General features: G+C 71.8%; 20 protein-coding genes. 13 read left to right on the top strand and 7 right to left on the bottom strand.

Going from position 1 to position 18,101, the window contains the following annotated elements:
- Window positions 1–47 precede the first annotated feature (47 nt).
- The gene (locus AB0C16_RS23630; protein ID WP_357686058.1) at window positions 48–992 is read left to right on the top strand and encodes a LysR family transcriptional regulator; all 945 of its coding nucleotides are present in this window, start codon (window positions 48–50) and stop codon (window positions 990–992) included.
- 37 nt (window positions 993–1,029) lie between these two features.
- Here the strand turns inward: AB0C16_RS23630 and AB0C16_RS23635 are convergent, their stop codons facing one another.
- On the bottom strand, window positions 1,030–1,821 hold the full coding sequence (locus tag AB0C16_RS23635; protein WP_357686059.1) for an anti-sigma factor: 792 nt from the start codon (window positions 1,819–1,821) through the stop codon (window positions 1,030–1,032).
- 180 nt (window positions 1,822–2,001) lie between these two features.
- On the opposite strand from AB0C16_RS23635, the gene AB0C16_RS23640 reads away from it, so the two are divergent.
- Window positions 2,002–3,339: a class II 3-deoxy-7-phosphoheptulonate synthase gene (locus tag AB0C16_RS23640; protein ID WP_357686060.1), complete on the top strand. Its 1,338-nt coding sequence runs from the start codon at window positions 2,002–2,004 to the stop codon at window positions 3,337–3,339.
- 113 nt (window positions 3,340–3,452) lie between these two features.
- Window positions 3,453–4,223, top strand: coding sequence for an SAM-dependent methyltransferase (locus tag AB0C16_RS23645; RefSeq protein WP_357686061.1), 771 nt, complete (start codon window positions 3,453–3,455; stop codon window positions 4,221–4,223).
- A 43-nt stretch (window positions 4,224–4,266) separates the two neighbouring features.
- Here AB0C16_RS23645 and trxA read toward each other — a convergent pair whose 3' ends face one another.
- Window positions 4,267–4,641, bottom strand: a complete 375-nt coding sequence (trxA, locus tag AB0C16_RS23650) for a thioredoxin (RefSeq protein WP_357686062.1) — start codon at window positions 4,639–4,641, stop codon at window positions 4,267–4,269.
- Window positions 4,642–4,769: 128 nt separating this feature from the next.
- The gene (locus tag AB0C16_RS23655) at window positions 4,770–6,452 is read right to left on the bottom strand and encodes an ExeM/NucH family extracellular endonuclease (protein WP_357686063.1); all 1,683 of its coding nucleotides are present in this window, start codon (window positions 6,450–6,452) and stop codon (window positions 4,770–4,772) included.
- A 106-nt stretch (window positions 6,453–6,558) separates the two neighbouring features.
- Here AB0C16_RS23655 and AB0C16_RS23660 point away from each other — a divergent pair, with 106 nt between their 5' ends.
- Window positions 6,559–7,719 carry a pentapeptide repeat-containing protein gene (locus AB0C16_RS23660; RefSeq protein ID WP_357686064.1) on the top strand — a complete coding sequence of 387 codons (1,161 nt, stop codon included), beginning with the start codon at window positions 6,559–6,561 and terminating at the stop codon, window positions 7,717–7,719.
- Here the strand turns inward: AB0C16_RS23660 and AB0C16_RS23665 are convergent.
- From AB0C16_RS23665 to AB0C16_RS23675, 3 genes are read right to left on the bottom strand one after another with little or no spacing between them, the layout of a single operon-like run.
- Window positions 7,716–8,150 carry an SRPBCC domain-containing protein gene (locus AB0C16_RS23665; RefSeq protein ID WP_357686065.1) on the bottom strand — a complete coding sequence of 145 codons (435 nt, stop codon included), beginning with the start codon at window positions 8,148–8,150 and terminating at the stop codon, window positions 7,716–7,718. The two genes, AB0C16_RS23660 and AB0C16_RS23665, sit on opposite strands and share 4 nt — an antisense overlap.
- A gap of 31 nt (window positions 8,151–8,181) precedes the next feature.
- Window positions 8,182–8,508, bottom strand: coding sequence for a metalloregulator ArsR/SmtB family transcription factor (locus AB0C16_RS23670; protein WP_357686066.1), 327 nt, complete (start codon window positions 8,506–8,508; stop codon window positions 8,182–8,184).
- Complete coding sequence (locus AB0C16_RS23675) at window positions 8,505–8,858, bottom strand: VOC family protein (RefSeq protein ID WP_357686067.1); 354 nt, start codon at window positions 8,856–8,858, stop codon at window positions 8,505–8,507. Before AB0C16_RS23675 ends, AB0C16_RS23670 begins: the two co-directional genes overlap by 4 nt.
- A gap of 103 nt (window positions 8,859–8,961) precedes the next feature.
- On the opposite strand from AB0C16_RS23675, the gene AB0C16_RS23680 reads away from it, so the two are divergent.
- Entirely contained in the window at window positions 8,962–9,621 is a 660-nt protein-coding gene (locus AB0C16_RS23680) for a permease prefix domain 1-containing protein (RefSeq protein ID WP_357686068.1), read from the top strand.
- On the opposite strand, the gene AB0C16_RS23685 is transcribed toward AB0C16_RS23680, so the two are convergent.
- Window positions 9,605–9,940 (bottom strand): helix-turn-helix transcriptional regulator, encoded by a 336-nt coding sequence (locus AB0C16_RS23685; protein ID WP_357686069.1) that lies wholly within the window; start codon window positions 9,938–9,940, stop codon window positions 9,605–9,607. The two genes, AB0C16_RS23680 and AB0C16_RS23685, sit on opposite strands and share 17 nt — an antisense overlap.
- 89 nt (window positions 9,941–10,029) lie before the next feature.
- On the opposite strand from AB0C16_RS23685, the gene AB0C16_RS23690 reads away from it, so the two are divergent.
- From AB0C16_RS23690 to AB0C16_RS23725, 8 genes are all read left to right on the top strand, one after another.
- Complete coding sequence (locus tag AB0C16_RS23690) at window positions 10,030–11,190, top strand: cytochrome ubiquinol oxidase subunit I (protein ID WP_357686070.1); 1,161 nt, start codon at window positions 10,030–10,032, stop codon at window positions 11,188–11,190.
- An 11-nt stretch (window positions 11,191–11,201) separates the two neighbouring features.
- Window positions 11,202–11,966 carry a cytochrome d ubiquinol oxidase subunit II gene (locus AB0C16_RS23695; protein ID WP_357686071.1) on the top strand — a complete coding sequence of 255 codons (765 nt, stop codon included), beginning with the start codon at window positions 11,202–11,204 and terminating at the stop codon, window positions 11,964–11,966.
- Window positions 11,967–11,972: 6 nt separating this feature from the next.
- Window positions 11,973–13,721 (top strand): thiol reductant ABC exporter subunit CydD, encoded by a 1,749-nt coding sequence (gene cydD, locus AB0C16_RS23700; RefSeq protein WP_357686072.1) that lies wholly within the window; start codon window positions 11,973–11,975, stop codon window positions 13,719–13,721.
- A complete protein-coding gene (gene cydC / locus AB0C16_RS23705) occupies window positions 13,718–15,400 on the top strand; it encodes a thiol reductant ABC exporter subunit CydC (protein WP_357686073.1) in 1,683 nt (560 codons plus the stop codon). Before cydD ends, cydC begins: the two co-directional genes overlap by 4 nt.
- 94 nt (window positions 15,401–15,494) lie before the next feature.
- A complete protein-coding gene (locus AB0C16_RS23710) occupies window positions 15,495–16,118 on the top strand; it encodes a hypothetical protein (RefSeq protein WP_357686074.1) in 624 nt (207 codons plus the stop codon).
- The gene (locus AB0C16_RS23715; RefSeq protein WP_357686075.1) at window positions 16,115–16,438 is read left to right on the top strand and encodes a transcriptional regulator; all 324 of its coding nucleotides are present in this window, start codon (window positions 16,115–16,117) and stop codon (window positions 16,436–16,438) included. The genes AB0C16_RS23710 and AB0C16_RS23715 overlap by 4 nt, the downstream gene beginning before the upstream one ends.
- Entirely contained in the window at window positions 16,435–17,316 is an 882-nt protein-coding gene (locus AB0C16_RS23720) for an ABC transporter ATP-binding protein (RefSeq protein WP_357686076.1), read from the top strand. The genes AB0C16_RS23715 and AB0C16_RS23720 overlap by 4 nt, the downstream gene beginning before the upstream one ends.
- On the top strand, window positions 17,309–18,049 hold the full coding sequence (locus tag AB0C16_RS23725; protein WP_357686077.1) for an ABC transporter permease: 741 nt from the start codon (window positions 17,309–17,311) through the stop codon (window positions 18,047–18,049). Before AB0C16_RS23720 ends, AB0C16_RS23725 begins: the two co-directional genes overlap by 8 nt.
- Window positions 18,050–18,101: the final 52 nt, after the last annotated feature.

Genomic DNA, 18,101 nt, shown 5'->3' on the forward strand with positions numbered 1-18,101 from the left:
GGTCTCATCCCATAAGGGGATAACTTTGACGTGATAGCTTCTGCGGGATGCAGCTGGAGCTGAGGCACCTCAAGACGCTGCGCGCCATCGCCGACCAGGGGAGCGTGACCAAGGCGGCGGCCGTGCTCGGCGTCTCGCAGCCCGCGCTCACCGCCCAACTGCGCCGCATCGAGAGGGTGCTGGGCGGTGCCGTCTTCACCCGGCACCACCACGGCGTGACCACCACCGCGTTCGGCGAGTTCGTGCTGGCCAAGGCGCGGGTCGTGCTCGCCGGGGTGGACGACATGCTCGCCGCGGGCCCCGTGCAACTGGCCGGGCAGGCCGTGCGGGTGGGCAGTTTCGAGAACCCCGTCGTCGTCACCCTCGTCGCCAACCTCGCGCGGGCGCTGCCCGAGGCGCGGATCACGCTGCAGAGCGAGCACTTCGTCCGTGTCCTGGTCGACATGGTGATCAACGGGCGGCTCGACGTGGCGCTGGTGGCGGACTATCCGGGACACGAACTCCGGCCGCACCCGTCGCTCGGGCTGGAGGTGGTGGCGGTGGAGCCGGTGTTCGTGGCGCTGTCGGCGGACCATCCGCTCGCCTCCCGCGACGAGGTGGACCTGGCGGAGCTGGGGGCCGAGCCGTGGGTGATGCCGCCGCCCGACGGGATGGGCTGGCCGGAGCACCTGCTGCAGGCGTGCGCGCGGGCGGGCTTCACGCCGAAGGCCCGCTACCAGCTGGTCGAGGCGGAAGTGCGCAGGGAGCTGATCGGGGCCGGGCACGCGGTGTCGGCCTGCCAGGCGCTGCACGACCCGGGCAAGGGGGTCACGGTGCTGCCGCTGCGTGGCGACCCGATGTGGATGCGGCACGTGCTCATCTGGCGGCCGTCGTTCGCGCCGTACGCGCCGGCGCTGGTGGAGAGCGCTCGGGCGGCCCACCTGGCGGTCGCCTCCCGCCGTGCCGCCTACAGCGCCTGGCTCTCCCGCCACGGCACCCCGCTCCCCGGCTGACCCGGGCGGATTCCCGCGGCCCGGGCGACGGCCCGGCTCAGGCCGCGGGAAGTTCGGCGAACAGGATGGGCTGCGTCGTGGGCCGCTCGGATCCCCCGGCGGGCTCGACCGTGAGCCCGACGTGGCCGTCGTCGTGGAGCCGGGCGAGCACGGGCGTGGTGAGACCGTCCCGCAGCCGGTCGAGCGACCCCACCGGCCGCATGCCGTCCGGGCCCATCAGCCACAGCACGTAGACCTTGGACGGGGGCAGCTCGGGCAGTCCGGACGAGGTGAACACCAGGCGTCCCCGCCTCCGGGACAGCACGGCGACGCCGGTGCCGCCGGAGGCGACCCGCTGCCGTACGGTCCGCGCGTCGGGCGCGGCGAGCACGGCGCTCAGCGCGGCGGACGTCTCCGCGTCGCGGGTTCGAAGGTCGCCGAGGTCGCGGCGCGCCTCGAAGGCGACCACTCCGAACGCCACCGCGGCGGCCGTCGACACCGCCGCCAGCCCCGCCAGGGCCTTCGCGCGCCACCGGCTCGACGGCACGACCCCCGCTCCGGACGGCCCGCGCGCCTTCGGCCCCACGGGGAGCTCCTCCGGGAGGCGGACCGGCCGGCCGGGGGCGGCCCGGCGTGCCCGGTGCGCGGCGGCGAGGAGGCGCGGGCGGAGGGCCGCGGCCGGCGGCTCGGCGACCGCGAGCGCGAGCCGGGCGGCCGTCTCGCGCAGCCATCGCACCTCGGACCCGCACGTGGCGCATCCCGCCAGGTGCTCCTCGAACAGCACCTCATCGGCATCCGGCAGGGCGTGCACGGCGTAGGCACCGGACAAAGCGTGGAGGTCGTCGGTCATCGGTTCCCTCCCGTGTCGCTCCTTACCTTCTTTACTTCGGTTTCTCGGGCGTGCCGGATGGCGGGAAGCCCTTGTTTTCCCACGATGCGCGCGACTGGGGAAAGGCTGCGGAAAAGTGCGTTCTCATAACGTGGACATCGGGGTCGGTCAGGTCGGGTGAGTGGAATACCCTCGTATGTCGTGAGCGCACAGAGCAATCTCGATTCCTGGCGAGCCCTGCCCGCGGCCCAGCAGCCCGAATGGCCTGACCGCGGCCTGCTCGCGAAGGTCGTCGCCGAGCTCGGCGGCCTGCCCCCTCTCGTCTTCGCCGGTGAGTGCGACCTGCTCAAGGGGCAGCTCGCCGCCGTGACGCGGGGCGAGGCGTTCGTGTTGCAGGGAGGCGACTGCGCCGAGACGTTCTCCGGGGCGACCGCCGACAATGTGCGCAACAAGCTCAAGACGCTGCTCCAGATGGCGATCGTGCTCACCTACGCGGCCAAGGTGCCGGTCGTGAAGATCGGCCGGCTCGCCGGGCAGTTCGCCAAGCCGAGGTCCAAGGGCACCGAGACCCGTGAAGGCGTCACGCTGCCCGCCTACCGGGGCGACATGGTCAACGGGTTCGACTTCACCGAGGAGTCTCGCGAGCCCGACCCGTGGCGGCTGCTGAAGGCCTACCACTCCTCGGCCGTGACGCTCAACCTGGCCCGGGCCTTCACCAAGGGCGGCTACGCCGACCTGCGCCAGGTGCACGCCTGGAACCAGGACTTCGTGGGCGAGTCGCCGGCCGGTCGCCGCTACGAGCAGCTGGCCAGGGAGATCGACCAGGCACTGGCCTTCATGCGGGCCTGCGGGGCCGACCCCGAGGAGTTCCACACGGTCGAGTTCTTCTCCTCGCACGAGGCGCTGATCCTCGACTACGACCGGGCGCTGACCCGCATCGACTCCCGCACCAGCCTGCCGTACGACGTGTCGGCGCACATGGTCTGGATCGGCGAGCGCACCCGCCAGCTCGACGGCGCGCACGTCGACTTCTTCTCCCGCATCCAGAACCCGATCGGCGTCAAGCTGGGCCCGACCACCACGCCGGCCGAGGCCCTGGCGCTGGTCGAGAAGCTCAACCCGGCCAACGAGCCGGGGCGGCTCACGTTCATCACCCGGATGGGCTCCGCCAAGATCCGCGAGCACCTGCCCGCGCTGGTCAAGGAGGTCACCTCGGCCGGAGCGCAGGTCGCCTGGATCTGCGACCCGATGCACGGCAACACCTTCGAGGCGCCGAGCGGCCACAAGACGCGGCGGCTCGACGACGTGCTCGACGAGGTGGCGGGCTTCTTCGAGGTGCACCGCTCGCTCGGCACCCACCCGGGCGGCATCCACATCGAGTTCACCGGCGACGACGTGACCGAGTGCGTGGGCGGCGGCCAGGAGATCGTCGAGGACGACCTGTCGCGCCGCTACGAGACGGCCTGCGACCCGCGGCTCAACCGCGGCCAGTCGCTCGATCTGGCCTTCCGGGTGGCCGAGCTCTACCGCTCCAGCTGACGCGGGGCACGGGCCGCCCAGGTGGGCGGCCCGATCTTTCTCCCGATCGAGGGACGCTCGCGTTCGGCCGTCTCCTATGATCGTCCCCAAATACGTCTATTTGGGGAGAGCTCGTGGAAACCGCGCCAGAGGGAGTCGATCCGAGCGTGCCCAACGTCGCCCGGATGTACGACTACTACCTCGGCGGCAAGGACAACTTCGCCGCCGACCGGGCGGCCGCCGAGCAGATCCTGCGGCTCTTTCCCGACACCAAGGAGGGCGCCCTGGCCAACCGGGCGTTCCTGGGCCGGGCCGTCCGGCACGTCGCCGGCTCCGGCGTGAGCCAGATCGTGGACCTCGGGGCGGGCCTGCCCACGCGGGGCAACACGCACGAGATCGCGCCGGGCGCGCGCGTCGTGTACGTCGACTACGACGCGGTCGTGTGCTCGCACGGGCGGGCGCTGCTGGCCGGCGGCGAGAACGTCGACATCCTGCAGGCCGACATCCGTGAGACGGACAAGCTGATCGAGCGGCTGGGCGAGCTGATCGACTTCGAGCGGCCGGTGGCCTTCCTGATGCTGGCCGTCCTGCACTTCATCCCCGACGACGAGGCGTACGGCATCGTCTCGAGGTTGCGTGACGCGAGCGTCGCGGGCAGCCATCTGGTCATCAGTCACGCCGTCGACGCCGCGCCGGACACCAGCCCCGAGGCGCTCAAGGTCTACCGGCAGGCGACGGCCGCGCTCAACCTCAGGACACCCGAGCAGATCACCCGCTTCTTCGACGGCTACGAGCTGCTGGAGCCGGGCCTGACCTTCCCGCAGGACTGGCGGCCGGACGAGGATCCGTGGCCGGGCTCCGACAGCACCAACTTCGGCTACGTCGGCGTGGGCCGCAAGGCCTAGCGACGCGAAGGCCCCGCCGGGGAGGCGGGGCCGGTCGCCCGGGTCAGTTCTGCTCGGCCTGCTTCAGCTCCTCACTGAGCTCGGCCCTGATCGCCTCCATGTCGAGCGCGCGGACCTGCCTGATGAGGTCTTCGAGCGCAGGCGCGGGAATGGCGCCGGGCTGGGCGTAGACCACGATGCCGTCACGGATGGCCATCAGCGTCGGGATCGAGGTGATGTCGAAACCCTGCGCCAGCGCCTGCTGGGCATCGGTGTCGATCTTCCCGAACGTGATGTCCTCATGCTTGTCGGACGCCTTCTCGAAGATCGGCCCGAACGTCCGGCACGGGCCGCACCAGGCCGCCCAGAAGTCGAGCAGGACGATCCCCTTGTCGGCGATGTCGTTGAAGTTCGTCTCGGTTACTTCGATAGTCGCCACAAGTGGCTCCTCGTATGTGTCGTGGAAGTCTGTCGTAGGGAGTCGGAATCGTGGTGAAGATGCAATCGAGTCAACCACGTACCCACCGCCAGCATTCCATGCCGGGACCCGGCCGCGTCGGGAAAGGTTCAGCGGCCGGGCAGGGTGAGGCCGATGACCACCGGGTCGTGGTCGGAGGAGCGGTAGGCGTCCGGCCTGTAGAGGCCGGGCGGGTTGAACTCGGTGTTGTAGTCGAGGACGCGCGGCTCGTCCGCGTTGATGTGCCAGATCGTCGCGCTGGTCACCCGGTTGAGCAGCTGACTCCCGACGAGCGCGTGGTCGAGCTCGCCCGCGAGCCCCTCGAACAGGTAGCTGTAGCGCTGCGCGGCCGGCACGAACCGCTTGGTCACGCTGGTCAGGCCGCCCGCCTCCAGGGTGTCGATCGGGTCCTCCTCGCCGTAGGCGTTGAGGTCGCCCAGCACCATCGGGTTCGGCAGGTCCTCGACCAGCCCCAGCAGCGCCCGCGCCTGCTGGACGCGGGTGGCGTTCCAGCAGCCCTGCCCGTCGCCCTGGTCGGCGTCGGGGCCGCCCGCCGGGCAGCTGCCCTTGGACTTGAGGTGGTTGACGATCATGGTGAACGGCTGGCCGCCCGCCGTTGTGCGGAACGTCTGGATGAGCGGCGGCCGGCTGAAGACCGGGTCCTGCGACGCTTGGGGCTCGCCCACGGGCTTCAGCCTGCCGGGCTTGTAGATGAGCCCGACCTGGATCGCGTCGGTGCCGGGGTAGGGGTGCGCCAGCGCGGCGTAGGTGCCCGCCCCGACCTCGGCGTTGACGGCGTCCACCAGGGCCCCCAGGGCGGTCTGGCCGTTGTTCTCGACCTCCATCAGGGCCACCGCGTCCGCGTCGAGGCCCTTCAGCGCCGCCACGAGCTTGGCCAGCTGCCTCCGCTGCTCCTCCTCGGTGTTCGCGCCGCGGGAGCCGAGGGTGGTGAACCAGTTGAGCGTGTTGAACGAGGCCACCTTGACGTTGCCGATCACGGGGAAGGGCCGCGCCGGGCGCGGGTTGGCGGCGTGGTAGGCGATCGGCTCGGTGGGCTGCAGGCGGTAGGTGTCGAAGCCGTAGCCGAGCACGCCGGTGATGCCGGCGGCGAGGTCGCCGGTGCGCACGATCGGCGGCAGGGTCCCGGGGTTCTGCCTGGTCGAGCCGTCGTCGACGAGCAGCGAACGGCGCCGGTTCAGCTCCGCGTCCACGCCCTGCCGGTCGGTCGGCTGGAACAGCCGCCCGTGCGAGGAGACGGTCACCTCGCCGAATCGGCCCAGGTTGTAGTGCTCGGTGACGGTCAGCGGCTGCGGGAAGGTGAGCAGCATGTTCTCGACGGGCTCCAGCCCGTCGGAGGGCAGCGCGTACGGGAGCGGGGCGATCTCACCCGCGCCGCAGACGTCCACCGCGGTCACCGGCGACAGCTCGGTCCAGCCGTTGAACTCCGTCGCCCGGCCGGTCACGATGACCCGGTCGCCGGGCCGGACGTCCTTGACCGTGTCGCGGGCGAACGCGAACAGGCCCTCGGAGGTCTTCGGGTCGCCGTCCGGCTTCGGGTCCTGCAGGAAGAACCCGCTCAGCTGGTCGCCGCGCTGGAAGTCGCCGGTGACGACGCCCTCGACCCGCACCGTCTGGCCGGCCAGGGGGGTGGCGTCGCCGCTCCCCTGCACCTGCGCGATCCGGTGGGTCGGCGGGGTGTCGCACGGGGTGGCCGGTGCCGCCGCGGCGGCGGGGGTGGCGGTGAGGGCGGCCACGACGAGCGCGGCGATGGTGGCCCGGGATAAAACGCGCATGACCGGCACTTTAGGCGCAGAAGCGGTCACAGGTTTCTACATAAATATAGATATAGCCTTAAATTACCGAACCTTGACATGGACCGATTCCGGGTATGACCAGTCCATGGACTGGGTCACCTGCGCGCACTCGGCCACCTGCACGGGAATCGCGCGCCAGCCGTACGGTCGTTGCCTGTCTCATCTGTCCCTGGAACAACTCGCCGCCGCGCTGGCGCAGATGTCCCCCGGCCGTCCGCTCGACCTGCGGGGCACGGCGCTCGGCGGCGACCTGCTGGCCCAGGTGATCGAGGCGACCGGCGGACGGCCCGGCCGCACCCGGCTGGAGCACGCGCGGTTCACCGGAGACGTGCGGCTGGCGGGCGTGACGTTCGCCGGTGACGTGTCGCTCGACGAGGCCAGGTTCGACCGGCTGGCCTCGTTCTTCGGCGCCCGCTTCGAGGGCAACGTGTCGCTGGCCGGGGCCAGGTTCGCCCGCGAGCTGTCCTTCCACGGCGTCCGGGTCCGCGGCCACGTCTCGCTCGACCGGGCGGTCATGTCACGCGACGCGCTGTTCAGCCAGGCGGCCTTCGGGCACGGCCTGTCGTGCGAGCGGGCCAGGTTCGACGGCTACGCCACCTTCGACGGCGCCAGGCTCGGTCACGGCGCGACCTTCCGCGGCGCGCGGTTCGGCCGCACGGTGTCGTTCCGCAAGGTCAGCGGCAGCGCCGGGTTCGACGCCGCGCACTTCGCCGCCGACGCCTACCTCTCCGCCACCGGCAGGTTCTCCGCCACCCGGGCGCGCGCCGACGGCATGCTGGACCTGGCGGTCGCGGGCTGCGGGGTGAACCTGCGGCGGGTGGAGGTGGCAGGGACGACCACGCTGCGGCTCACCGACTCGCGGGCCGACCTGGAGGGCGCGGTCCTGCGCGGCCCCGCCACGGTGACGGGACGGGGCGACTCGGCGGTGACCTCGCTGCGCCAGGTCGACGCGGCCAGCCTGAGCCTGTTCGGGCTGGACCTGTCGGCGTGCGGGTTCGCCGGGCTGGCGCATCCGGCGGGAGTGCGGCTCAAGGACTGCCACTACGCGCTCAGCCCGCGCGGCGTGCGGGTGAACATGCGCTGGCCGATGTTGCGCTGGTTCTCCCGACGCGCCGCGTCCAAGGACGATCAGCACGTGATGATCCTGGCGGCCATCGCGGCGAGCGCGCTGCTGCTGCCGCCCGCGCCCACCGGCCGCCCCGAGGCCGGCCGGGCCGGCCCGGCCGCCCCCGTGCGCCCCCGTTAGAGCGTGTCCAGGACGTCGGCGAACGCTCGGATGTGAGACGAGCGCCAGCCGCCTCCCATGATCCTGCGCGACATCTGCTGCAGCTCGTCGTCCGGGTCGAAGCCCTCGTGGTCGAGGAACAGCCGGGTGCCGTGGCCCTCCGGCTCCAGCCGCCAGGTGACGGTCCAGTCGGCGGCCTTGCCGTCGCTCCAGCTGATCCTCAGCAGCTTCTCCCGTTCCAGCTCCAGCACCCGGCAGTGGACGATCCCGTCGAAGCCCACCGCCTTTCTCGGCTTCGTGGTGAAGGTGAAGCGGTGACCGACCTCGGGCCTGAAGTCGTTGGGCATCAGCCAGCGGGCGATCAGATCCGGCTCGGTGAGCGCCCGCCACACCTTGGCGGGCGGATGCGCCAGGAACTGGTCGAGCCGGATCGCGCGCGGGTCCTCAGCCATCGTCCTCAACCATCGTCATCGTCCATTGTCCTCAGCCATCGTCATCGTCCATCTCGTCGAGCAGCGTGCTCAGGCCGGCGAGCCGCTCTCTCCAGAAGCGCTCGTACGGGGTGAGCCAGTCGCGGATCTCCATCAGCGGCGCCGGCTCCAGCCGGTAGTGCCGTTCCCTGCCCCTGCGGGTCTCGGCCACCAGGCCCGCGTCTCTGAGCACCTTGAGATGCTCGGAGACGCTGGGGCGGGTCATGTCGAACCGCTCGGCCAGCCGGCCGGCGGGCTGCGCGCCCTCGTCGAGCAGCAGGCGCAGCAGTTCCCGCCGGGCCGGGCTGGCCAGCGCGGCGAACACGTGGTCGGCCGTCACGACTGGCTGACCACGAACCCGTTGCCGTAGGGGTCCTGGAACAGCAGCTGGCGTCCCCACGGCTGGTCGTCGGGCCCTTCGACGGCCGTGCCGTGCTCGCGCAGCCGGGCCGCCAGCGCGTCGAGGTCGGGCGAGGTGACGACGAGGCCGCCGATCGGCGCCATGTCGGGGAACCAGGAGGCGAGCAGGAGCGAGGTCTCGGCGCCTTTGGGCGCGACGGTCAGCCATCTGCCCATCGGGAAGGGGTTGTCGCTGCGGACCTCCAGGCCGAGCACGCCGGTGTAGAAGTCGAGCGCCCGCTCCTGGTCGGCGACGGGGACGGTCACGGTGAGGATCGATGAGATGTGCATGCCGGCCACTATATGTAGGAAATTTCCTACATATCAAGCATCCCTGGTAAATCAGGGAAAACCCTGATCGATCCCCAAGGGCCGGCTTCATAGACTTGGGGGCATGGTGATCGACGACTACGTGACCGACCTCGGCAGGGCGCTGTCCGGCCCTCCCGGCCCCAAGCGCGACCTGGTCGTCGAGGCCCGCGACAGCCTGGCCGACGCGGCCGACGCCCTGCAGGCCGCGGGGCTGGACCGCCTGGAGGCCGAACGGCTGGCCGTGCACGAGTTCGGCGAGGTCGCCGAGGTGGCGCCGGGCTACCAGCGGGAGCTGACGGCCACGGCCGGGCGGTGGCTCGCGACCCTGATCTTCCTCAGCGTGCCGGTGACCGTGCTCATGTGGTCGGCGCTATGGCACTTCTACCCCGTCGCCTCGGACACCTGGGCCGCCAGGCCCGATTGGTACTCCACCGTCTCGCTCCTGCTCGATCTCACGCAGCTCGGCATCGGCGTCTACGGCGGGCTCGCGCTCTTCGCCTTGGGCCGCGGCAACCGCTGGATCGGCGGGCCCCGCCTGGTGACGAGGTCACTGGGCATCGTGGTGCTGGTCGCGCTCCCGGTGACCGGAGGGCTGGGCCTGCTGCTCACCCTCGGCCCCAGCGTGCCGCACAGCGTGGGCGACTTCGCGCCCCTCGCGCTGGCCAACCTGCTGACCTCGGCCTCCTGGGCTCTGCAGCTCTACGGGGCGGCCCGCTGCGTCAGGCTCACCCGGCCGGCCTGACTCCGGGCCGCAGCACGTTTCCGATCGTGCTGGCGAACTCGTGCCACGCCGAGCGCTCCTCCTCCAGGTGTTTCCTGCCGGAGCCGGTCAGCCGGTAGGTGCGCCGCCTGCGCCCGCCGACCGTGGCCCACTCGCTGGTCAGGTGGCCGATGCGCTCCAGCCTGCGCAGCGCCGGATAGACCGTGCCCGTCGGCACGCTGAGCGCTCCTCCGCTCCGCTCCTGCAGCGCCTCGATGATGGCGTAGCCGTGCAGCGGCTCGTCCTCGATCACGGACAGCAGGAGGGCGTCCATGTGACCGCGGAGCGCGTCAGGGTTCATGGCCTCGATCCTAGGCAATCGCGCGTCATGTAGACAGTCTATATGTAGACTCCCTATATGTAGGCAGACGCAACTAGGGAGTTGACTTGATGGACGTGCTCGACCTGGCCCGGTTACAGTTCGCGGTGACGGGAAGCCTGCACTTCCTGTTCGTCGTGCTCACGCTGGGGCTGGCGCCGCTCGTGGCGATCATGCACACTCGCTGGGCGCTCTCCGGCAGGGCGGCGCACCAGCGGATGACCCGGTTCTGGGGCCAGATCTACGTCATCAACTACGCGCTGGGCATCGTCACCGGGCTGGTGATGGAGTTCCAGTTCGGGCTGTCGTGGAGCGGGCTGTCCCACTACGCGGGTGACGTGTTCGGGGCTCCGCTGGCCATGGAGACGCTAGTGGCGTTCTTCCTGGAGTCGACGTTCCTCGGACTGTGGATCTTCGGCTGGGGGCGGTTGCCGAAGTGGCTGCACGTGGCCTGCATCTGGCTGGTGACGGCCACGGCCTACGCCAGCGCCTTCTACGTCATGGTGGCCAACTCCTTCCTGCAGAACCCGGCCGGGGCGGTGGTCAGGGGCGACCGAATGGAACTGGCCGACATCGGCGCGCTGCTCACCAACAAGACGCTGATCTTCTCGTTCCCGCACGTGATCGGGGCCGGGCTGTTCACCGGGGCCATGGTGCTGGTCGGGGCCAGCGCCTACCAGCTGCGCCGCCGTACCGAGGAGACGGAGTTCTTCACCACCTCGCTGCGCACCGGCGTCGTCATGGCCTCGATCGGCATCATCCTCACCGTGGCCTTCGGCTACGCCCAGTTCGGCGGCATCCAGGACGGCAAGTTCGACAACGGCGCGGCCGGGGTGCCGCTGGGGCTGATGATGGGGGGCGGCGACCTGCTCTCCCTCGTCGTGCTCTTCTTCATGCTGCCGCTGATCCGCGTGCTGCCGCGCTGGCGGTGGACCCATCCGCTGCTCATCGCCCTGACGCCGTTGCCGTTCGCGCTGGCCATCCTCGGCTGGCTGGCCCGGGAGATGGGGCGGCAGCCGTGGATGATCTGGGAGCGGCTCACCGTGGCCGACGCCATGTCCCCCGGACTGACCACGGGCATGATCACCACCTCGCTGACCGGCTTCACCGTCGTGCTGGGGCTGCTCGCGGTCACCGACTACGTGCTCATCGCCAGGACGGTCAGGCGCGGCCCGCGCGACCTCGCCCTCGGCGCCGCCGACGACCAGCGCGCCCCCGCGCTGAGCCTCTAGGAGACCCGGAAATGGAACTGATCTGGTTCGCCGTCTTCGCGCTGCTGCTGGCCGGCTACTTCGCGCTGGAAGGCTTCGACCTGGGCGTCGGGCTGCTGATGCCGGTGCTCGGCAGGACCCAGGAGGGCCGCGACCGCATGGTCGCCGCCATGGCGCCGTACGTGCTGGCCAACGAGGTGTGGCTGGTGGCGCTGGCCGGCGCGCTCTTCGGCGTCTACCCGACGCTCGAAGGGGAGATCCTGTTCGGGCTGTACCCGCTGGTGGTGGCCATGCTGCTGGGCTGGATCACACGGGACGCCGGTCTGTGGTTCCGGCGCCGGATCGACGGCGCGGGCTGGCGGCGGTTCTGGGACCTGATGATCACGCTCGGCTCGCTGGTGCTCTCGTTCGGCTGGGGCCTCGCCCTGCACGCCGTCGCCGCGGGGCCCGGCTCGTCACCGCTGCACCCGCTGGGGCTGCTGCTGGGCGTGGTGATGACGCTGCTGTTCGCCTGGCACGGCTGGACGTTCCTGGGATGGCGGGCGCCCGGCACGGCCGGAGTCTCCCGCTCGGGCCGCGACCTGCTGCTGTCCGGGGCGGCCGCGGCGTTCCCCGCCGTCGTCGTGCTCGCGGGCGGCGTGCCGTACCTGCTGGAGCACAGCGCGCCGGGGACTACGCTTAGTGTGCTCAGCATCATGGTCCTGCCGTTCGCGCCCGTGATGGTCGCCGCGCAAGTATGGGTATGGCGCACCTTCCGCCCGGGAAAGGACGCCGACCGGATTCCGTCGTTCTTCTGAGGGCACGTGCACAAAGATCTTCTGCACCTGATGCGGGCCGAACGGGCGGTCCGCCGCCACCTGGCCGTCACGCTGGCGGCGGCCGTGCTGGCGGGCCTGCTCGTGCTCGTCCAGGCCGAGCTGCTGGCCGGGGTGCTGTCCGGCCGGTTCGCCGTCACGGCGCTGGCCGGCCTGGTCGCCGTGGTGGGCCTGCGGGCGCTGCTCGCCTGGACACAGGGCGTGTTCGCCGGCCACACCGCCACGGGCGTGAAGTCGGCGCTCAGGCACCGGCTGCTGGCCCGGCTCCAGGAGCTCGGCCCCGCCCGGCTGACCGGCCACCGCTCGGGCGAGCTGGTGACGCTCACCGGGCGCGGCCTCGACGGGCTCGACCCCTACCTGACCGGCTACCTGCCCGCGATCGCCGTCGCCGCGGTGGTGCCGGTCGCGGTGCTCGTCCGGCTGTTCGCGGCCGATCTGGCCAGCGCGATCATCGTGCTGGTGACGCTGCCGCTGATCCCGATCTTCGGCGCGCTGGTGGGCATGACGACCAAGGCCGTCACCGAGCGCCAGTTCCACGCGCTGTCCCGGCTCGGCGGCCACTTCCTCGACGTGGTGCGCGGCCTGCCCACGCTGCGCGCCTTCGGCCGGGCCCGCTACCAGGCGACGGTCATCCGGCAGGTGGCCGACGCGCACCGCTCGGCCACCATGCGCACGCTGCGGGTGGCGTTCCTGTCGTCGCTCGTGCTGGAGCTGTGCGCGTCGCTGTCGCTCGCGCTGGTGGCGGTGCCGATCGGGCTGCGGCTGCTGGGCGGCTCGCTCGACCTGACGACCGCGCTGCTGGTGCTGCTGCTGGCGCCCGAGGCGTACCTGCCGCTGCGCATGATGGGCACGCGCTTCCACGCCTCGATGGAGGGGGTGGCCGCCGCCGACGCGGCCTTCACCGTCCTCGATCGCACCCCGGACACCGAGCCCACCACATCCGACGCCACACCCCTCGTCGCGCGTGATGCCGCGTCCGCGCCGCCGCCGCGGCCGGACGGGAGGCGTGGGGGCCGGGTGGAGGCGGGCGCGCGGCCGGCCGGCGCCCCGCGGATCCACCTGGACGACGTCACCGTCCGTTATCCCGGCCGTGACGACGCCGCGCTGGAGCAGGTCACCCTCACGATCGAGCCCGGCGAGCACGTCGCCCTGGTGGGCGAGAGCGGCGGCGGCAAGAGCACCCTGCTGCACCTCATCCTCGGCTTCGTGCGTCCCTCGCAGGGCCGGGTGCTGGTCGGCGAGACCGACCTGCATGACCTCGACCTCGACGCCTGGCGGGCGTCGCTGGCGTTCGTCCCCCAGCGCCCGCACCTCTTCACCACCTCGGTGGCCGGCAACATCCGCCTGGGCGCCCCCACGGCCTCCCTGGAGGAGGTACGGCAGGCCGCCACGGCGGCTCACGCGGACGAGTTCGTCCGGGGGCTCCCCGAGGGCTACGACACGCAGGTGGGCGAGCGGGGCGCCAACCTGTCGGCGGGCCAGCGCCAGCGCATCGCGCTGGCCCGCGCCTTCTGCCGGCCGGACGCCACGGTGCTGCTTCTGGACGAGCCGACCGCCCGGCTGGACGGCCGCAGCGAGGCGGCCGTGGTGGCGGCGACCGCCGATCTCAGCCGGGGCCGCACGGCGATCATCGTCGCCCACCGCCCCGCCATGATCGACCTCGCCGACCGCGTCGTCCGCGTGCACGAGGGCCGGCTCGTCTCCGACACCGCGGCCGACCTGGGGAGCGTGCGATGAAGCGGCGGATGGGGATCCGGCTCGGGTGGGCCGTGCTCGCGGGCGCCGGCGCCGACCTCGCCGGGCTGGGGCTGATCGCCGCCGCCGCGTGGCTGATCACACGGGCCGCCGAGCAGCCGCCGCTGACCGCGCTCAGCGTGGCGATCGTGGCGACCAGGGCGTTCGCCACCGGCAAGGGCGTCCTGCGCTACGCCGAACGGCTCACCGGCCACGACGTGGCGCTGCGTGCCCAGGCCGGCACCCGCGAACGCCTCTACGAGTCGCTCATCGCGCCTCAGCGGCCCCGGCACGGCGGCGCCGACCTGCTGAGCCGGATGGTCGACGACACCGAGGCCGTGCAGGATCTGCTCGTCCGGTGCCTGCTGCCGGCCGCGGCGGCCGCGCTCACCGCTCTGGCGGCCGTCGTCATCGGGGTGATCGTGCTGCCGGTCGCCGCGCTGGCCCTGGTGGCCGGGCTGGCCGTGGCGGGTGTGGTGCTGCCCGCGGTCACGGCCACCGCGGCCCATCGAGGGTCGGCCAGGATCGCCCCGGCGCGGGCGGCGCTGGCCGGCCGGGTGGCCGACCTCGTGCACGGCTCGGCCGACCTGGCCGCGTACGGCGCCGGCGGCCACGCGCTGGCCGAGGCCCAGGAGGCCGACACGGCGCTGGCCGCGCTCGAACGCCGCCAGGCCCGGGTGCACGCCCTCGCCCTGGCGGGCGGCATGCTCACGCAAGGGGTCACGGTCGCGGCCATCGTCCTGCTCGCCCAGGGCGCGGGCGTGGGCAGCGTGGCCATGGCCGTCCTCGCGCTCACGGCGCTGGTGTCGTTCGAACCGGTGCTGCCGCTGGCCGCGGCGGGTGAGCGGATGGCGGGCATCACGGCGGCTCTGCGCCGCTTGAAGGACGTCCGAGCCGCGAGTCCCGCCGTCACCGAGCCTCCCTCCCCCGCTCCCGTCCCGTCGGCGCCCCTCACCGTCGAGGTCAAGGACCTGGTGGTGCGCCATCCGGGCACGCGGGGGCGGCCGGCCGTCGACGGGGTGTCGCTGACCTTGAGCCCCGGCAGGCGCGTGGCGCTCGTGGGGCCGAGCGGGGCGGGCAAGAGCACGCTGCTGGCCGCCCTGATGCGGCTGGCCGAGCCGGAGTCGGGCGACGTCCGCGTCAACGGCACCGACATCCGCGAGCTGGCCTCCGACGACGTCCGGACCCTGATGACCGGTCTCACCCAGGATCCGTACATCTTCCAGACCACCCTGCGCGACAACCTGCGCCTGGCGGGGCCCGAGGCCGACGAGGCCGGGCTGACGCGGGCCGTGCGGGAGGCACGGCTGGAACACTGGGTCGAGCGCACGGGCTGGGACACCGAGCTCGGCGAGGACGGCCGGACCGTGTCCGGCGGCCAGTTGCAGCGGCTGGCCCTCGCCCGGGCCCTGCTGTACGACCCGCCGGTGCTGCTGCTGGACGAGCCCGCCGAAGCGCTCGACGAGGCGACGGCCGACGGCCTCATGGCCGACCTGCTCGACGCGACCCACGACCGCACCACACTGCTCGTCACCCACCGGCTCAGGGGCCTGGAACGGGTGGACGAGATCATCGTGCTGGAGGAGGGGCGCGTGATCCAGCGCGGCCACCACGACCGGTTGGTCGCCGAGCCGGGCTACTACCGCGATCTGTGGGAGTCCGAGGTCCTGACCAGGCGCTGAGCGGCCGGTCCCGCAACCTGAAGCCCATCGGGCTTGTGTTGACGTCGCAAGCTGGTTTAAAGTACAAACTAGTTTGGCGATGAGAGAGGTTGCGATGGTAGACGAGAACGAGCGGGCACCCAGTCCCGAGGAGACGCTCCGCCTCATCGAGCGGCAGCGAGCCGACACCGTCAAGCGGCTCAGAGGCGACCCGCTGCTGCAGTACGTGCCGTGGGGCGTCGCCTGGGCGCTCGGCTTCACCGCGTTCTTCCTGCACTACGGGCTCGACGGCAGACCGTACGCGCCGATCACCGAGACACACGCGCTGGCCGTGCTGATGGGCGCGCAGGTGCTGGCCGGAGCCGTGGCCGCCTACGGGATCGTCAAGATGAGCGGGCAGACCCGCGGCGACAACTCCGCCCGCGGAATGATGTACGGCTACACGTGGTTCGCCGGGTTCCTCCTGGTGGCGGTCATCGCGACCCGGATCTCCCCCCTGCTGCCGCCGGCCGAGACCGGGCTCGTCTGGGCGGGCGCGTCCCTACTGGTGGTCGGGATCCTCTACATGGCCGGCGGCGCGATCTGGCTGGACTGGCGGATGTTCTTCGTCGGCGCCTGGGTGGTGGCCGTCGACGCGATCGGCGTCCTGCTCGGGCCGGGATGGCACGCGTTGCTGACCGCCGTGCTGCTGGGTGGCGGGTTCATCGTGGCCGGCCTGTGGTTCCGGCGGCGGCCTTGACAGCCGAGGGCCCGCTGCCCGAGCTGGATCCGGTGATCCACGCTCAGGCCAGGCTGCGGGTGGTCGCCGCCCTCAGCACGCTGGCCGACGGCAACGAGATGGCCTTCCCGGCGCTCAAGGACCTGCTCGGCATGACCGCCGGCAACCTGTCCGTCCACCTCACCAAGCTCGAGGACGCCGGCTACGTCCAGATCACCAAGACCCACAAAGGCCGCACCCCCGTCACGTACGTCTCGCTGACCAAACGCGGACGGCTGGCCTTCGACGACTACACCAGGGCCATCCGGGCCCTGCTCGACACCGCTGGAGGCACGCAATGACCGTCCTCGCCAGATCGGCAGAGGTCACCCGCCGCTACGGCGGTGTGCTCGCGCTCGACCGGGTCTCGATCGACATCCGCGCGGGCGAGCTGGTCGGCCTGCTCGGACCCAACGGAGCAGGCAAGTCCACGCTCATCAACCTGTTCGTGGGCCTGCGCCGGCCCACCTCCGGCACGGTCGAGCTGTTCGGCGGCTCCCCTCTCGATCCGCTGATCCGGCGGAACATCGGAGTCACCCCGCAGGAGACCGGCCTGCCGGAGGTGCTGCGGGTCGGCGAGATCGCCGACTTCGTCTCCGCGCACTTCCCGGACCGGGTCGGCACACCGGAGCTGCTGGAACGGTTCGGGCTGCAGGACCTGATCAAGCGCCAGGTCGGCGGCCTGTCCGGCGGGCAGAGGAGGCGGCTGGCGGTGGCGCTGGCGTTCGCCGGCCGGCCGAAGATGGTGTTCCTCGACGAGCCCACCACCGGGCTCGACGTGGAGGCCCGGCGCGCCCTGTGGGACGGCATCAGGGCCTTCCACGACGACGGCGGCACTGTCCTGCTCACCAGTCACTACCTGGAGGAGATCGAGGCCCTCGCCCAGCGCGTGGTGGTCGTCGGCCACGGCCGTGTCCTGGCCGACGACACCGTCCGGGCGGTGCGCGACATGGTGGGCGTGCGGCGCGTCTCGCTGAACGCCGGCGCCCTGCCCGAGCTGCCGGGCGTCCTGGGCGTCGAGCACGACGACGGCCGGACCCACCTGGTCACCACCGACCCCGATCGGCTGGTCGTCGAGCTGGTGCGGAGCGGCACGCCGTTCTCCGGGCTCGAGATCAGGCCGACCACCCTCGAGGAGGCCTTCCTCGCCATCACGTCGAAGGAGAGCACGCGTGTCTGACCTGATCCTCGTCCACACCCGCTATCAGGTGCTGGAGCAGATGCGGATCCCGATCAGCTGGGTCGCGAGCGCCTTCTTCCCGGCGGCGTCGATGCTGGCGTTCGTGGTGCCGTTCGCCGCGGACGATCCCACCGCCGCGACCCGGGCGACGGGGGCGATGATGATGATCGGCGCTATCTCGGCCGCCCTGATCGGGCTGAGCATCACGGTCTCCCAGGACCGTGAGCAGCCGTGGAACCCCTACCTGCGCACCCTGCCCGCCGGTCCGCTGCCGCGCTTCGCCGGGCGGATCATCACCACCATGGCGATCATGGTGGTCGCGGTGATCCCGGTGCTGGTCATCGCGGCCCTGTTCACCGAGGCGGCGATCACCTGGCCACGGCTGCTGATGGGCGTCGCCGCCCTGCTGGCCGGATCCGTCCCGTTCATGCTGATCGGGCTGTTCATCGGCTTCGTACTGCCGTCCAAGGCGGCGATCGCGGTGTCGCAGTTGCTGTTCTTCCCCATGTGCATCCTGGGCGGGCTGTTCCTGCCGCCGCAGATGATGCCGGACTTCGTCCAGACCATCTCGCTGTACGTGCCGAGCCGCGGCGCGGTCGAGCTGGTCTGGAGCGCCACCACCGGGACCGCCGCCGACACGGTCGGTCTGGTCATGCTCGCGGTGTGGACGGTGGCCGCGGCGGTGGCGGCGGTCTGGGCGTACCGGCGCGACGAGGGCCGCCGGTTCGCCTGACCTCAGCGCCGTAGCGGCCGGATGGCGATCGGGTTTGAAGGATCTGCAGCTC

Source organism: Nonomuraea sp. NPDC048916, assembly GCF_040649575.1.
In the GTDB taxonomy this organism is placed as follows: Bacteria; Actinomycetota; Actinomycetes; order Streptosporangiales; family Streptosporangiaceae; genus Nonomuraea.

Coding starts and splice junctions, on each gene's coding strand:
- AB0C16_RS23630 (WP_357686058.1), top strand. CDS start 48: ATGCAGCTGGAGCTGAGGCACCTCAAGACGCTGCGCGCCATCGCCGAC.
- AB0C16_RS23635 (WP_357686059.1), bottom strand. CDS start 1,821: ATGACCGACGACCTCCACGCTTTGTCCGGTGCCTACGCCGTGCACGCC.
- AB0C16_RS23655 (WP_357686063.1), bottom strand. CDS start 6,452: ATGCGCGTTTTATCCCGGGCCACCATCGCCGCGCTCGTCGTGGCCGCC.
- AB0C16_RS23660 (WP_357686064.1), top strand. CDS start 6,559: ATGGACTGGGTCACCTGCGCGCACTCGGCCACCTGCACGGGAATCGCG.
- AB0C16_RS23665 (WP_357686065.1), bottom strand. CDS start 8,150: ATGGCTGAGGACCCGCGCGCGATCCGGCTCGACCAGTTCCTGGCGCAT.
- AB0C16_RS23675 (WP_357686067.1), bottom strand. CDS start 8,858: ATGCACATCTCATCGATCCTCACCGTGACCGTCCCCGTCGCCGACCAG.
- AB0C16_RS23680 (WP_357686068.1), top strand. CDS start 8,962: ATGGTGATCGACGACTACGTGACCGACCTCGGCAGGGCGCTGTCCGGC.
- AB0C16_RS23685 (WP_357686069.1), bottom strand. CDS start 9,940: ATGAACCCTGACGCGCTCCGCGGTCACATGGACGCCCTCCTGCTGTCC.
- AB0C16_RS23690 (WP_357686070.1), top strand. CDS start 10,030: ATGGACGTGCTCGACCTGGCCCGGTTACAGTTCGCGGTGACGGGAAGC.
- AB0C16_RS23695 (WP_357686071.1), top strand. CDS start 11,202: ATGGAACTGATCTGGTTCGCCGTCTTCGCGCTGCTGCTGGCCGGCTAC.
- cydC (WP_357686073.1), top strand. CDS start 13,718: ATGAAGCGGCGGATGGGGATCCGGCTCGGGTGGGCCGTGCTCGCGGGC.
- AB0C16_RS23710 (WP_357686074.1), top strand. CDS start 15,495: ATGGTAGACGAGAACGAGCGGGCACCCAGTCCCGAGGAGACGCTCCGC.
- AB0C16_RS23720 (WP_357686076.1), top strand. CDS start 16,435: ATGACCGTCCTCGCCAGATCGGCAGAGGTCACCCGCCGCTACGGCGGT.